Source organism: Curtobacterium sp. VKM Ac-1393 (assembly GCF_015350995.1).
Lineage (GTDB): Bacteria > Actinomycetota > Actinomycetes > Actinomycetales > Microbacteriaceae > Curtobacterium.
Map to the genome: position 1 here is coordinate 1 of NZ_JADKRW010000006.1, position 12,619 is coordinate 12,619.

Annotated in this window: 11 protein-coding genes; all 11 read right to left on the bottom strand. The window is 69.0% G+C overall.

What is annotated here, in order from left to right:
* Positions 1-447: 447 nt before the first annotated feature.
* The 11 genes from ITJ59_RS13640 to ilvD all read right to left on the bottom strand — a co-directional run bounded on the left by ITJ59_RS13640 (position 448) and on the right by ilvD (position 12,547).
* Positions 448-1,218, bottom strand: a complete 771-nt coding sequence (locus ITJ59_RS13640) for a fumarylacetoacetate hydrolase family protein (protein WP_194651865.1) — start codon at positions 1,216-1,218, stop codon at positions 448-450.
* Between the two features lie 30 nt (positions 1,219-1,248).
* Positions 1,249-2,358: a branched-chain amino acid aminotransferase gene (locus ITJ59_RS13645; protein WP_194651866.1), complete on the bottom strand. Its 1,110-nt coding sequence runs from the start codon at positions 2,356-2,358 to the stop codon at positions 1,249-1,251.
* 14 nt (positions 2,359-2,372) lie between these two features.
* Positions 2,373-3,443: a 3-isopropylmalate dehydrogenase gene (locus ITJ59_RS13650; protein WP_194651867.1), complete on the bottom strand. Its 1,071-nt coding sequence runs from the start codon at positions 3,441-3,443 to the stop codon at positions 2,373-2,375.
* The gene (serA, locus tag ITJ59_RS13655; protein ID WP_194651868.1) at positions 3,443-5,032 is read right to left on the bottom strand and encodes a phosphoglycerate dehydrogenase; all 1,590 of its coding nucleotides are present in this window, start codon (positions 5,030-5,032) and stop codon (positions 3,443-3,445) included. Before serA ends, ITJ59_RS13650 begins: the two co-directional genes overlap by 1 nt.
* Before the next feature lie 78 nt (positions 5,033-5,110).
* Positions 5,111-5,482, bottom strand: a complete 372-nt coding sequence (locus ITJ59_RS13660) for a hypothetical protein (protein WP_194651869.1) — start codon at positions 5,480-5,482, stop codon at positions 5,111-5,113.
* Positions 5,479-5,943: a hypothetical protein gene (locus ITJ59_RS13665; protein ID WP_194651870.1), complete on the bottom strand. Its 465-nt coding sequence runs from the start codon at positions 5,941-5,943 to the stop codon at positions 5,479-5,481. Before ITJ59_RS13665 ends, ITJ59_RS13660 begins: the two co-directional genes overlap by 4 nt.
* A 61-nt stretch (positions 5,944-6,004) precedes the next feature.
* The gene (locus ITJ59_RS13670) at positions 6,005-7,195 is read right to left on the bottom strand and encodes a mannitol-1-phosphate 5-dehydrogenase (protein ID WP_194651871.1); all 1,191 of its coding nucleotides are present in this window, start codon (positions 7,193-7,195) and stop codon (positions 6,005-6,007) included.
* 212 nt (positions 7,196-7,407) lie between these two features.
* Positions 7,408-8,433 carry a ketol-acid reductoisomerase gene (gene ilvC, locus ITJ59_RS13675; protein WP_111085939.1) on the bottom strand — a complete coding sequence of 342 codons (1,026 nt, stop codon included), beginning with the start codon at positions 8,431-8,433 and terminating at the stop codon, positions 7,408-7,410.
* 51 nt (positions 8,434-8,484) lie between these two features.
* Positions 8,485-8,985 (bottom strand): acetolactate synthase small subunit, encoded by a 501-nt coding sequence (ilvN, locus tag ITJ59_RS13680; RefSeq protein WP_194651872.1) that lies wholly within the window; start codon positions 8,983-8,985, stop codon positions 8,485-8,487.
* Complete coding sequence (locus ITJ59_RS13685; protein WP_194651873.1) at positions 8,982-10,805, bottom strand: acetolactate synthase large subunit; 1,824 nt, start codon at positions 10,803-10,805, stop codon at positions 8,982-8,984. Before ITJ59_RS13685 ends, ilvN begins: the two co-directional genes overlap by 4 nt.
* A gap of 47 nt (positions 10,806-10,852) precedes the next feature.
* Positions 10,853-12,547, bottom strand: a complete 1,695-nt coding sequence (gene ilvD / locus ITJ59_RS13690; RefSeq protein ID WP_194651874.1) for a dihydroxy-acid dehydratase — start codon at positions 12,545-12,547, stop codon at positions 10,853-10,855.
* Positions 12,548-12,619 lie beyond the last annotated feature (72 nt).

Genomic DNA, 12,619 nt, shown 5'->3' on the forward strand with positions numbered 1-12,619 from the left:
AGGCATCAGACCGAGTTGATTCTGACTGTTGACTGTCTACTGACAATCTTCAATCCAAAAGGAATTGCATCATGACCTAGTCAGCAAGCCGACCAGGCACGAGGTCAATCAATAAATTGGCATTGACAATGTGCACGCTGTTGAGTTCTCAAGGACCAGACGCACTCCCCCACTCCACCCACACGGGGCTTCGCCAGAGAGGCTTTCAAATCCGTCACCCGGGGAAGAACCCTGGCGGACAAGGTCCCCAGGTAAACCCAGTGACCGTCTCAGCCGTTCCGTTCTCCGCCGCCGTGGCAACGAGAGGTAACTCTACACAGCCCCCGAGCACCCCGCCAACCGCCCCACCTCCCGGGCGTGTCGCGCCGGGACAGCACGAGAGCAGCCCGGCAACGGAGAACGGCCCGCTCCCCCAAGGGGAACGGGCCGTTGTGGTGACGGGCCGGGTCAGTGGCGCGCGATCACCGGGTTCTTGAGGGTGCCGATGCCGGAGATGGTGACCTCGACGACCTCGCCGTCGCGGATGCGGCCGACTCCCGCCGGGGTCCCGGTCAGGATGACGTCGCCGGGCAGCAGGGTCCAGATCGACGACACGAACTCGACCAGTGACGGGATGTCGTGGACCATCTCGTTCGTCGACCCGGCCTGGCGAAGGTCGCCGTCCACGCGGGTCTCGATGCGGATGTCCGACGGGTCGATCTCGGTCTCGATCACGGGGCCGAGCGGGCAGAAGGTGTCGAACCCCTTCGACCGCGTCCACTGGCCGTCGCGGGCCTGCAGGTCGCGGGCGGTCACGTCGTTCGCGATCGTGTAGCCGAGGACGACGCTCGCGAAGTCCTCACGGCGGACGTTCTTCGCGAGCGAGCCGATCACGATGGCCAGCTCACCCTCGTGGTCGACACGACCGATGTCCGCGGGCAGGCGGATGGGTTCGTCCGGACCGATCACCGAGGTGTTCGGCTTGAGGAACACCACCGGGTCGTCGCCGGCGCGCTCGTCCATCTCCGAGGCGTGCTCGAGGTAGTTGAGCCCCACCCCGATGACCTTCGACCGCGGGATGACGGGGGCGAGGAGCTTTGCGTCGGCGAGTGCGACGCGCTCCCCCGTGGTCTCGAACCCCTGGTACATCGGGTCTCCGGCGAGCACCACCAAGTGCCGTTCGTCGAGGATGCCGTACCGGGGGTCTTCACCCTTGCTGCTGAACCGTGCGATCTTCACCGTTCGACCCTACCCACGCTCGAGCGTCGATCAGGACGCGTCGGTCAGCTTCGTCATCCACCCGTGCGGGTCGGCGCGGCGACCGTACTGGATGTCGGTGAGCTCGTCGCGCAGGGACATCGTCAGTTCGCCGGCGCCCTCGGTCGGTGAACCGATGGTGAAGCCCTCGCCACGGAGTTCCGCGATCGGGGTGACGACGGCTGCCGTGCCGCACGCGAACGCCTCGGTGATGGACCCGTCGGCCACGCCGTCGCGCCACTCGTCGAGGGTCACGCGACGCTTCTCGACCGTGAGCCCCCGGTCCTCGGCGAGCTGCAGGATCGAGTCGCGCGTGATGCCCTCGAGGATGGATTCGGAGTCGGGTGTCACGAGCGTGCCGTCCGACTTCACCAGCACGACGTTCATGCCGCCGAGCTCTTCGAGGTACTTGCCCTCGACCGAGTCGAGGAACATGACCTGCTGGCACCCGTGCTCGTAGGCCTCTTGCTGGGGCAGCAGCGACGACGCGTAGTTGCCGCCGGTCTTGGCAGCACCGGTCCCGCCCTTGCCGGCGCGGGCGTACTGGGTCGACAACCAGATCGAGACCGGCTTCGGACCCGAGGTGAAGTACGCCCCGGCCGGGCTGGCGATGCAGTGGTACGCGACCGCCTGGGCAGCGCGCACCCCCAGGAACGACTCGGTGGCGATCATGAACGGCCGGAGGTACAGGCTCGTCTCGGGCGCGGACGGCACCCAGTCGACGTCGGTCTGCACCAGCTGGCGGATGGACTCGACGAAGGCCTCGATCGGCAGTTCCGGCAACGCCAGGCGACGGGCCGACCGCTGGAAACGGCGCGCGTTGGCGTCCGGGCGGAACGACCACACCGAGCCGTCAGCGTGCCGGTACGCCTTGAGTCCCTCGAAGATCTCCTGGGCGTAGTGCAGCACGCTCGCACTCGGGTCGAGCGACAGCGGTCCGTACGGGTGCACGGAGGCGCTGTGCCAGCCGTCGTCGAGCGTCCACTCTACGGTGGCCATGTGGTCCGTGAAGTGCTTGCCGAACCCCGGGTCGGCGAGGATCTCCTCGCGCTCGGCTGCGGCACGACGATCCGCGGACGGGGTGGTGGCGAACTCGAGTCCGAAGGCGGTGTCGGTGCTCATGGGGAGGCTCCTTCTCAGGCGGTGGTGGTGCGTGCCGTGGCCGCGGCGGCGATGGCGTCGCCGATCTCGGCCGTGCGACGCTGCGTGGTGCCCCGGTCTGCCAGGTCTGCCTCGACGGCCCGCGTCACCGCCGTCGCCAGGTCGCTGCGACCGATGTGGTCGAGCAGCAGTGCGACGGAGAGGATGGCAGCCGTCGGATCGGCCTGCTGCTGACCCGCGATGTCCGGCGCGGAGCCGTGGACCGGCTCGAACATGCTGGGGAAGGTGCCGTCCGGGTTGATGTTGCCCGAGGCCGCCAGACCGATGCCGCCGCTGATCGCGCCGGCCAGGTCGGTGATGATGTCGCCGAAGAGGTTGTCGGTGACGATGACGTCGAACCTAGCAGGTTCCTTCACCATGTGGATGGTCACCGCATCGACGTGCTGGTAGTCCACCGTGACGTCCGGGAACTCCGGCCCGACGGCCGCGACGGTGCGCTGCCAGAGGGCACCGGCGTGCACCAGCACGTTGCTCTTGTGCACGAGCGTCAGGTGCTTGCGCGCGCGACGGTTCGCCAGCTCGAAGGCGTAGCGGACGACCCGCTCGACACCGAACGCCGTGTTCAGCGAGACCTCGGTCGCGATCTCCTGCGGGGTGCCCGTGCGGATCGCGCCGCCGTTGCCGACGTACGGCCCCTCGGTGCCCTCGCGCACGACGACGAAGTCGACCTCGCCCGGTGCTGCGAGCGGGGTCGCGACGGCGTCGTGGACCTTCGTCGGTCGCAGGTTGACGTAGTGGTCGAACGCGAAGCGGAGCTTGAGCAACAGGCCGCGTTCGATGATCCCACCGGCGAGGCGGGGGTCACGCGGGTCTCCGCCGACGGCGCCGAGCAGGATCGCGTCGTGCGACGCGATGGCCGACATGTCGTCCTCGGTGAGGATGTCGCCGGTCTCGAGGTACCGGGTGGCGCCGAGCGAGAACGGGGTCTCCTCGATCACGAGGTCGGCCGGGGTCACGGCGTGCAGGACCTTGAGGGCCTCGTCGACGACCTCTGGACCGATGCCGTCGCCACGGATCACCGCGAGCTTGAGCGTCCGGACGTCCATCAGAGCGTGATGTCGATCTCGCGGAGCGAGGAGGCGTCGATCGCCCGGCCGACGTGCTCGAGGATCTCGGCGGGCACGGGCGAGTCGACGGTCAGGACGCTGAGGGCCTGGCCCCCGGCGGCTTCGCGCGAGATCTGCATGGCCGCGATGTTGATACCGGCTTCGCCGAACTCCTTGCCGTACACCGCGACGATGCCCGGCCGGTCGATGTACTCCATCACGACGTGGTGCTTGTCGAGCGGGACCTCGACGTCGTGGCCGTTGATCTCGACGACCTTCTCGACCTGCTTCGGGCCGGTGAGCGTGCCGGACACGCTGATCGCAGGGCCGTCGGACTGCGCGCCGCGGATCGTGAGGACGTTGCGGTACTCGGGGCTGTCCTGCTCGGTGATGAGCCGCACCGTGACACCGCGCTGTTCCGCGATGAGCGGGGCGTTGACGTACGAGACCTGGTCGCTGACGACGTCGGTGAAGACGCCCTTCAGCGCCGCGAGCTTGAGCACGCTGACGTCGTAGGCGGCGAGCTCGCCGTGGACCTCGACGTCGATGCTCGTGACGGGCGAGGTGGCGAGGGCCGTGAAGACCTGACCGAGCTTCTCGACCAGCGGGATGCCCGGGCGCACGTACGGGTCGATGACGCCACCGGCGACGTTGACGGCGTCCGGCACGAGCTCGCCGCCGAGCGCGAGGCGCACCGACTTGGCGACCGAGACACCGGCCTTCTCCTGCGCTTCGTCGGTCGAGGCGCCGAGGTGCGGCGTGACGACGACGTTCGGCAGCGAGACGAGCGGGGAGTCCTTCGGGGGCTCCGACACGAAGACGTCGAGGCCGGCACCCGCGATGGTGTTCGCGGTCAGTGCGCGGTGCAGGGCATCCTCGTCGATCAGTCCGCCACGGGCGACGTTCACGACGAACGCCGTCGGCTTCATGAGCGCGAACTGGCCGTCCGAGATCATGCCGAGGGTCTCGGGGGTGCGCGGCATGTGGATGGTGACGAAGTCCGCACGCCGCAGCAGGTCGTCGAGCGAGACGAGCTCGACCCCGAGCTGCTGGGCCCGGGCCGTCGTGACGTAGGGGTCGTACGCGATGACCTGGACGCCGAACGCCTGCAGACGCTGCGTGATGAGCGCACCGATGCGGCCGAGGCCGATGATGCCGACGGTCTTCTCGTACAGCTCGACGCCCGTGTAGGACGAGCGCTTCCACGCACCGGCGGCCAGCGACGCGTGCGCGGCCGGGATGTGGCGCGCGAGCGACAGGATGTGCCCGACGGTGAGCTCGGCGGCGGAGATGATGTTGGACGTCGGCGCGTTCACCACCATGACACCGGCGGTGGTCGCCGCCTTGATGTCGACGTTGTCCAGGCCGACACCGGCACGGGCGACGACCTTGAGGTTCGGGGCCGCGGCGATCGCCTCGGCATCGACCTTGGTGGCGGATCGCACCAGCACGGCATCCGCGTCGGCGAGGGCCGACAGGAGCGCGGGCCGGTCGGTGCCGTCCACGTTCCGGATCTCGAAGTCGGGCCCGAGGGCGTCGACCGTGGCGGGCGAGAGTTCTTCGGCGATCAGGACGACCGGCTTCGACACAGCTGCTGTTTCCTCACGAGAGACGGTTGGTATCCCACCATGCTATCGACGTGTGCCGGTCGTTACGACCGCGCGAGCCTAGAACTGCAGCAAGCTCGGCACGAACAGCTGCAGGTCGAGCCAGAGCGCGCCGGCTGCCGCGAAGGCGAGGACGAACACCGCGACGGTCACGGCGAGCCGGGCCCGTCGGGTGACCCAGAGCGCGACCACGAACGCGACGGGACCGATCGCGATGTCGAGGACCAGCCAGACCCACGGCGTACTGGCCTGCAGCGACGCGCCACCGGAGGTCGTCGCCAGGAACGCGTTGAAGTCGTCGACCCGCTGCGAGATCTGCGTGAGGTTCCCGACCGCCTGCACCGTCATGTACGCGAACAGCGCGGCGAAGACCACCCAGACCACGACGCGTCCGACGATCGGACCGGCGGCAGCCGGCGTCGCGGCGGTCACCCGAAGCTCCGGGTCAGCAGGAACGGCCACGGGAACAGCACGACGGCGCCGAGCAGCATCCAGAGCAGCCGGGTGCGCGTGCGGCTGCCACGGGCGGCCCACAGCACGACCGTGAACCAGAGCGCCGGAGCGGTGATGGCGAGGAAGCGGAGCACCTCGACGAAGACGGTCAGGACGGTGTCGACACCCGAGACGTACGAGGTGGACGCCGTCAGCAGCCAGGCGACGGTGTACAGCAGGTAGAGCCCGCCGAAGACGCCGAACCCGACGAGCGCACCGGAGGTCTCCGGTGCCTCGGGGTCGCGGTCGCCACGGTCCTTGACGGCGACCGGGTTGTGGGCGGCGTCGACGTGCGTGGCGTCGTCCGCGTCACCCCAGCTGAGTGCGTCGTCGTCGTGGTCGACGGCGTTCGTCACGTCCGGGTCGACCGACCCGTCGGGAGGGGATGCTGCCGTGTTCATGGCTCGATCCTACGAGGGACGAGCGCACGAGGAGACCATGCGTCTGCTGTGGGACGGGTGGTCAGGCGTCGGCGGGCTGCGTCGTGAGCACCTCGGCGACGACGTCGCGCACCGCCGGGAAGAGCGGATGGCTCTCCATCAGGCCGGTGAGGATCTCGGTGAGCGCGTGCGCGGTCGCCCCCGAGCGCAGCAGCGCGTGCAGTTCGATCGACTCCGGGTCGTTCTCGTCGTCGAACGCCAGGGCGACCCGGACGGCGCCGAGCAGGTGCTCGACGGGCAGGCCGCGTTCGGCGAGCTGCGCGGCGGGGCCGACGAAGCGCTCGCGGCGCCCGAGCTTCCGGAGCGGGTTGCGGCCGACGCGCACGGTGGTGTCCGGCAGGTGCGGGTTCGCGATGCGGGAGAGGTTCGCCGCGACGTAGCGCGCGTGCTCCTCCGGGTCGAAGCCGTGCTTCGCGACGAGCAGTGCGGTGGTCTCCGCGAGCACCCCGTCGACCTCGGCCCGGACGGCCTCGTCCTCGAGGGCTTCGCGGATGAGCCGGATGCCGCGGACGTAGCCGTGGTAGGCCGCCGTCGCGTGTGCGGTGTTCACCGTGTAGAGCTTGCGCTCGACGAACGGCTGCAGGTCGTCGACCCAGGTGACGCCCGCGATCATCGGCGGCTCGGCGTCGGAACCGAGGAACGGCGTGCGCTCGATGACCCATTCGTAGAAGGGCTCGAGCACGACGTCGAGGCCGCCGGACTGCCCGAGCACGCCGGACTGGTCGGGGACGATGCGGTCGATGGCGCAGTTCGCGAAGACGGCGGCGATGTCGCGGTCCTCGAGCACGGGGGCACGCCGGATGCTGGCGTGCAGCGAGTCGGTGGCGTTGAACGCGTTCTCGCACGCCACGATCGTCACGTCGCCACGCTCCAGCGGTCGGGCCGCGAGTCCCTCGGCGATGAGCGGCGCGACGAGCGGCAGGGTGCGGGCACCGACGGCGGTCGTCACGACGTCCGCATCGGCGATGGCCCGGACCACGCGCTCGCGGTCGGTCTTGCTGCTGAGCGCCCGGAAGCCGTAGACGAGGTGCTCGACCGGCATCTCGCCGACCTCGTGCACCACGAAGCGGCCGGCTTCGTTCAGTGCGGACACGACGCGTTCGTCGACGTCGACGAAGGTGAGCTCGTAGCCGCTCGCCACGAGGAACTGGCCCACGAACCCGCGCCCGATCTTGCCGGCGCCGATGTGGACCGCTCGTTTCGTCACCGCCATCCGATGATCATCCCATGCTGGTCGGTCCGTCCCTGACCGCTCGGACGGACCGCGGCCGACGACTGTCGCACATCGTCCGGGCGCACGCCGAGGGGACGCCGGTCCACGGCGTCGGGGCTGGAGAAGAGCTGCTGCATAACGTTCGGGTCACGTCGCGAGGCGGCGGTGCAAGGGCTGCACCGCCGCCTCGTCATCGAGTGTTCCTCGGAAGACTACCGCGCTGCCGAGCCGTCCACGTAGTCGCCGTCGTTCTGCTTCCACGCGAAGAGCGCACGGAGCTCGCGGCCGGTCGCCTCGATCGGGTGGCCCTCGCCCTTGGCGCGCAGCGCCTTGAACTCGGGTGCGCCAGCGTCCTGGTCGTCGATGAAGCGCTTCGCGAAGGCACCGTTCTGGATGTCCGCGAGCACCGCCTTCATGTTCTCCTTGACGTCGGGCGAGATCACGCGCGGACCGGAGACGTAGTCACCGAACTCGGCCGTGTCGGAGATCGACCAGCGCTGCTTGGTGAGGCCGCCCTCCCAGATCAGGTCGACGATGAGCTTGAGCTCGTGCAGGACCTCGAAGTAGGCGATCTGCGGCTGGTAGCCCGCCTCGACCAGGGTCTCGAAGCCGTACTGGATGAGCTGCGAGGTGCCACCGCACAGGACGGCCTGCTCGCCGAACAGGTCGGTCTCGGTCTCCTCGGTGAACGTGGTCTTGATGCCACCGGAGCGCAGGCCACCGATGGCCTTGGAGTACGACCAGGCGAGGTCCCAGGCGGAACCCGAGGCATCGACCTCGACCGCGACGATCACGGGGACGCCACGGCCGGCCTCGTACTCGCGGCGGACGGTGTGACCCGGGCCCTTCGGGGCGACGAGCGACACGTCGACGCCCTCCGGAGCCTCGATGTAGCCGAAGCGGATGTTGAAGCCGTGGCCGAAGACGAGCGTCGCGCCCGGCTTCAGGTTCGGACGGATGTCGTCGGCGTAGACGATGCGCTGGACCTGGTCCGGCGCGAGGATGACGACGACGTCGGCCCAGGCGGTGACGTCGGCCGGGGTGAGGACCTCGAAGCCGGCCTCTTCGGCCTTCTGGCGGCTCTTCGAGCCCTCCTTGAGGCCGATCTTGACCTCGACGCCCGAGTCACGGAGGTTGAGGGCGTGGGCGTGGCCCTGCGAGCCGTACCCGATGACGGCGACCTTCTTGCCCTGGATGAGCGTCAGGTCGGCGTCGGCGTCGTACACGATGTCAGTCACGAGGGTGTGTCTCCTTGGTTCTGGTGGTCTGTGGGGGTGGCGGACCGCTGGTCAGCGCACTCGGTCGGTGATGCTCTTCGGTCCGCGGCCCATGCCGAGGAGCCCCGCACGTGCGAGCTCCTTGATGCCGTAGGGCTCGAGGACGCGGAGGATCGCCTGGATCTTGCCGGGGTCTCCGGTCACCTCGACGATGAGCGAGTCGTTCGCGACGTCGACGACCTGTGCGCGGAACAGGGTCACTGCCTCGAGCACGGCCGACCGCGTCTGGTTGTCGACACGGACCTTCACGAGCATGTGCTCGCGCTGGACGGACTGCGAGAAGTCCAGTTCGACGATCTTGATGACGTTGACGAGCTTGTTGAGCTGCTTCGTCACCTGCTCGAGCGGGAGGTCCTCGACGTCGACGACGACCGTGATCCGGCTGAGGCCGTCGACCTCGGTGTTGCCGACGGCGAGCGACTCGATGTTGAACCCGCGACGGGCGAACAGGCCGGCGACGCGGGTCAGCAGACCGGGCTTGTCCTCGACGAGGAGGGACAGGACGTGGCTCATGCGGTTTCCCCCGTCATGTCGGCGTCCTCGTCGTCCCAGGTGGGTGCGAGGGCCTGGGCGTACTCGATGGACGAGTTGCTGACGCCCTGCGGGACCATCGGCCAGACCATCGAGTCACGGCTGACGACGAAGTCGATCACCACGGGTCGGTCGTTCGTCTCGAGGGCCAGCTGGATGGCGGCATCGACCTCGTCCGCCTTCTCGACCCGGATGCCGAGGGCGCCGTACGCGTCGGCCAGCTTCACGAAGTCGGGCACGCGGCGCGAGTCGTGACCGGTCTCGAGGTCGGTGAACGAGTGGCGGCCGTCGTAGAACAGCGTCTGCCACTGCCGCACCATGCCGAGCGACGAGTTGTTGATGATCGCGACCTTGATCGGGATGTCGTTGATGACGCAGGTCGCGAGTTCCTGGTTCGTCATCTGGAAGCAGCCGTCGCCGTCGATGGCCCAGACCACACGGTCGGGCTGCGCAACCTTGGCACCCATGGCCGCAGGGACCGAGTAGCCCATCGTGCCCGCGCCGCCGGAGTTCAACCAGGCGTTCGGGCGCTCGTACTTGATGAACTGCGCCGACCACATCTGGTGCTGGCCGACTCCGGAGGCGTAGACCGCCTCGGGGCCGGAGAGCTCACCGATGCGCTTGATGATGGCCTGCGGGGCCAGCAGGCCGTCGGTGGGCTCCGCGTACCCGAGCGGGAAGTCGACCTTGAGCTGGCGGAGCTTGGTCCACCACTCGGCGGTCGATGCACGGTCGTCGACGGCGATGCCGCCCCAGGCGTCGAGCAGGTCGACCAGGACCTCGCGCGCGTCGCCCACGATCGGGACGTCGGCGAAGCGGATCTTCGAGATCTCGGCCGGGTCGATGTCGACGTGCACGACCTTGGCGTTCGGCGCGAACTCGTCGGCCTTGCCGGTCACGCGGTCGTCGAACCGGGCACCGAGCGCGATGATGAGGTCACTGTCCTGCAGGCCGAGCACCGCCGGGACGGTGCCGTGCATGCCGGGCATGCCGAGGTGCTGCGGGTGCGAGTCGGGGAAGGCACCGCGGGCCATCAGCGTCGTCACGACCGGCGCACCGGTGGCCTCGGCGAACCGGAGCAGCTCGGCCGTCGCGCGGGAGCGGATGACGCCGCCGCCGACGTAGAGCACGGGGCGCTCGGCCTCGGCCAGGAGCTGCGCGGCCGCGGTGATCTGCTTGCCGTGCGCCTTGGTGACCGGACGGTATCCGGGCAGGTCGATCTTGGGCGGCCAGACGTAGGGCGCCGACTTCTGCTGGGCGTCCTTCGTGATGTCGACCAGCACGGGGCCGGGGCGTCCGGTCGTCGCGATGAGGTGCGCCGCGGCGAGGGTCGCCGGCACGTCGGCCGGGTCGGTCACCAGGAACGAGTGCTTCGTGATCGGCATCGTGATGCCGACGATGTCGGCTTCTTGGAACGCGTCGGTCCCCATCAGCGTCGAGAACACCTGACCGGTGATCGCGATGAAGGGCACCGAGTCCATGTACGCGTCGGCGATGGCCGTGACGAGGTTCGTCGCGCCGGGGCCGGACGTCGCGATGGCGACGCCGACCTTGCCGGACGACGAGGCGTAGCCCTCGGCGGCGTGGCCGGCGCCCTGCTCGTGGCGGACGAGGATGTGGCGGATCGTCTTCGACGCCATGAGCTCGTCGTAGAACGGGATGATGGCACCGCCCGGCAGGCCGAAGACGTCGGTGATCCCGAGGTGCTCGAGCGTCCGGAGGACGGCTCCCGAGCCGGTCAGGATCTCCGGCGACCGGCGTGCACCGGCGGCCGCGGACAGCGGAGTGGCTTCCGTGGACATGAGGTGGTCCTTGCCTGGAGAGGTGGCGATGGTGCGGGTGTCGAACGCTAGCCCGTGACCGCGCCCTGGGCGGCGGACTTCACGAGCTTGGCGTACTTCGCGAGGACTCCGCGGGTGTAGCGCGGGGGCAGTGGGGCCCAGCCGTCACGGCGGGCCTCCAGCTCGGTCGGGTCGACCAGTAGGTCGAGCGAGCGAGCCGCGATGTCGACACGGATGCGGTCGCCATCGCGCACGAAGGCAACTGGACCTGCGTCCACTGCCTCGGGTGCGATGTGGCCGATGCACAGGCCGGTTGTGCCGCCTGAGAATCGTCCGTCGGTCAAGAGTAGTACATCCTTGCCGAGGCCCGCGCCCTTGATGGCTGCGGTGATCGCCAGCATCTCGCGCATGCCCGGGCCGCCCTTGGGGCCCTCGTAGCGGATGACGACGACGTCGCCCTTCTGGATCTTCCCCTCGGTCAGGGCGTCCATGGCGGAGCGCTCGCGGTCGAACACCCGAGCGGGGCCCTCGAAGACCTCGGCGTCGAAGCCGGCCGTCTTCACCACGGCACCCTCGGGCGCGAAGGTGCCCTGCAGCACCGTCAGGCCACCGGTCTCGTGGATCGGGTTGTCGAGCGTGCGGAAGACCTCGCCGTCGAGCGCCGGCGGGTCGATCTCGGCCAGGTTCTCGGCGACGGTCTTGCCCGTCACGGTCAGGCAGTCACCGTGCAGCAGGCCGGCGTCGAGCAGCGCCTTCATGATCACCGGGATGCCGCCGTTGCGGTCCACGTCGACCATGACGTACTTGCCGAAGGGCTTCATGTCGGCCAGGTGCGGGACCTTCGAGCCGATGCGGTTGAAGTCGTCCAGCGACAGTTCGACCTCGGCCTCGTAGGCGATGGCGAGCAGGTGCAGGATGACGTTGGTGGAGCCGCCGAGGGCCATCGCGACGGCGATCGCGTTCTCGAAGGCTTCCTTCGTCAGGATCTGGCGGGCGGTGATGCCGTGCTCGAGCATGTTCACGACGGCCTCGCCGGAACGGTGCGCGTAGTAGTCGCGGCGGCGGTCGGCGCTCGGCGGGGCAGCGGAGCCCGGCAGCGACATGCCGAGGGCCTCGGCCACGCTCGCCATGGTGTTGGCCGTGTACATGCCACCGCAGGCGCCCTCGCCCGGGACGATGGCGCACTCGATCTTCTTCAGCTCTTCCTCGGACATGGTGCCCGCCTTGCAGGCACCGACGCCCTCGAAGGAGTCGATGATCGTGACCTCCTTCATGGTGCCGTCGGCCTGCTTCACGTAGCCCGGCATGACCGAGCCCGCGTAGAGGAAGACGCTCGCGAGGTCGAGGCGCGCCGCTGCCATGAGCATGCCGGGGAGCGACTTGTCGCAGCCGGCGAGCAGGACGGTGCCGTCGAGGCGCTCGGCGTTGACGACGGTCTCGACGCTGTCCGCGATGACCTCACGCGAGACGAGCGAGAAGTGCATGCCCTCGTGCCCCATCGAGATGCCGTCCGAGACGGAGATGGTGCCGAACTGCAGCGGGTAGCCGCCACCGGAGTGGACGCCTTCCTTGGCACCCTGCGCGAGGCGGTCGAGCGACAGGTTGCAGGGCGTGATCTCGTTCCACGAGGACGCGATGCCGATCTGCGGCTTGCTCCAGTCCTCGTCTCCCATACCGACGGCCCGCAGCATGCCACGCGAGGTGGTTGCTTCGATCCCGTCGGTGACGACCCGGCTGCGCGGCTTGACGTCGATATCAGGCATGGGTGGAGTCTAGGACGGATTGGGATACCAGTTGCGCACCTTCATGCGTTCGCATGCTTCCGCGTGTCGACC

Bases quoted from the DNA above. Each gene is read 5' to 3' on its own strand.
- ITJ59_RS13645 (WP_194651866.1), bottom strand. From the start codon at position 2,358: ATGAGCACCGACACCGCCTTCGGACTCGAGTTCGCCACCACCCCGTCC.
- ITJ59_RS13650 (WP_194651867.1), bottom strand. From the start codon at position 3,443: ATGGACGTCCGGACGCTCAAGCTCGCGGTGATCCGTGGCGACGGCATC.
- ITJ59_RS13665 (WP_194651870.1), bottom strand. From the start codon at position 5,943: ATGAACACGGCAGCATCCCCTCCCGACGGGTCGGTCGACCCGGACGTG.
- ITJ59_RS13670 (WP_194651871.1), bottom strand. From the start codon at position 7,195: ATGGCGGTGACGAAACGAGCGGTCCACATCGGCGCCGGCAAGATCGGG.
- ilvN (WP_194651872.1), bottom strand. From the start codon at position 8,985: ATGAGCCACGTCCTGTCCCTCCTCGTCGAGGACAAGCCCGGTCTGCTG.
- ITJ59_RS13685 (WP_194651873.1), bottom strand. From the start codon at position 10,805: ATGTCCACGGAAGCCACTCCGCTGTCCGCGGCCGCCGGTGCACGCCGG.
- ilvD (WP_194651874.1), bottom strand. From the start codon at position 12,547: ATGCCTGATATCGACGTCAAGCCGCGCAGCCGGGTCGTCACCGACGGG.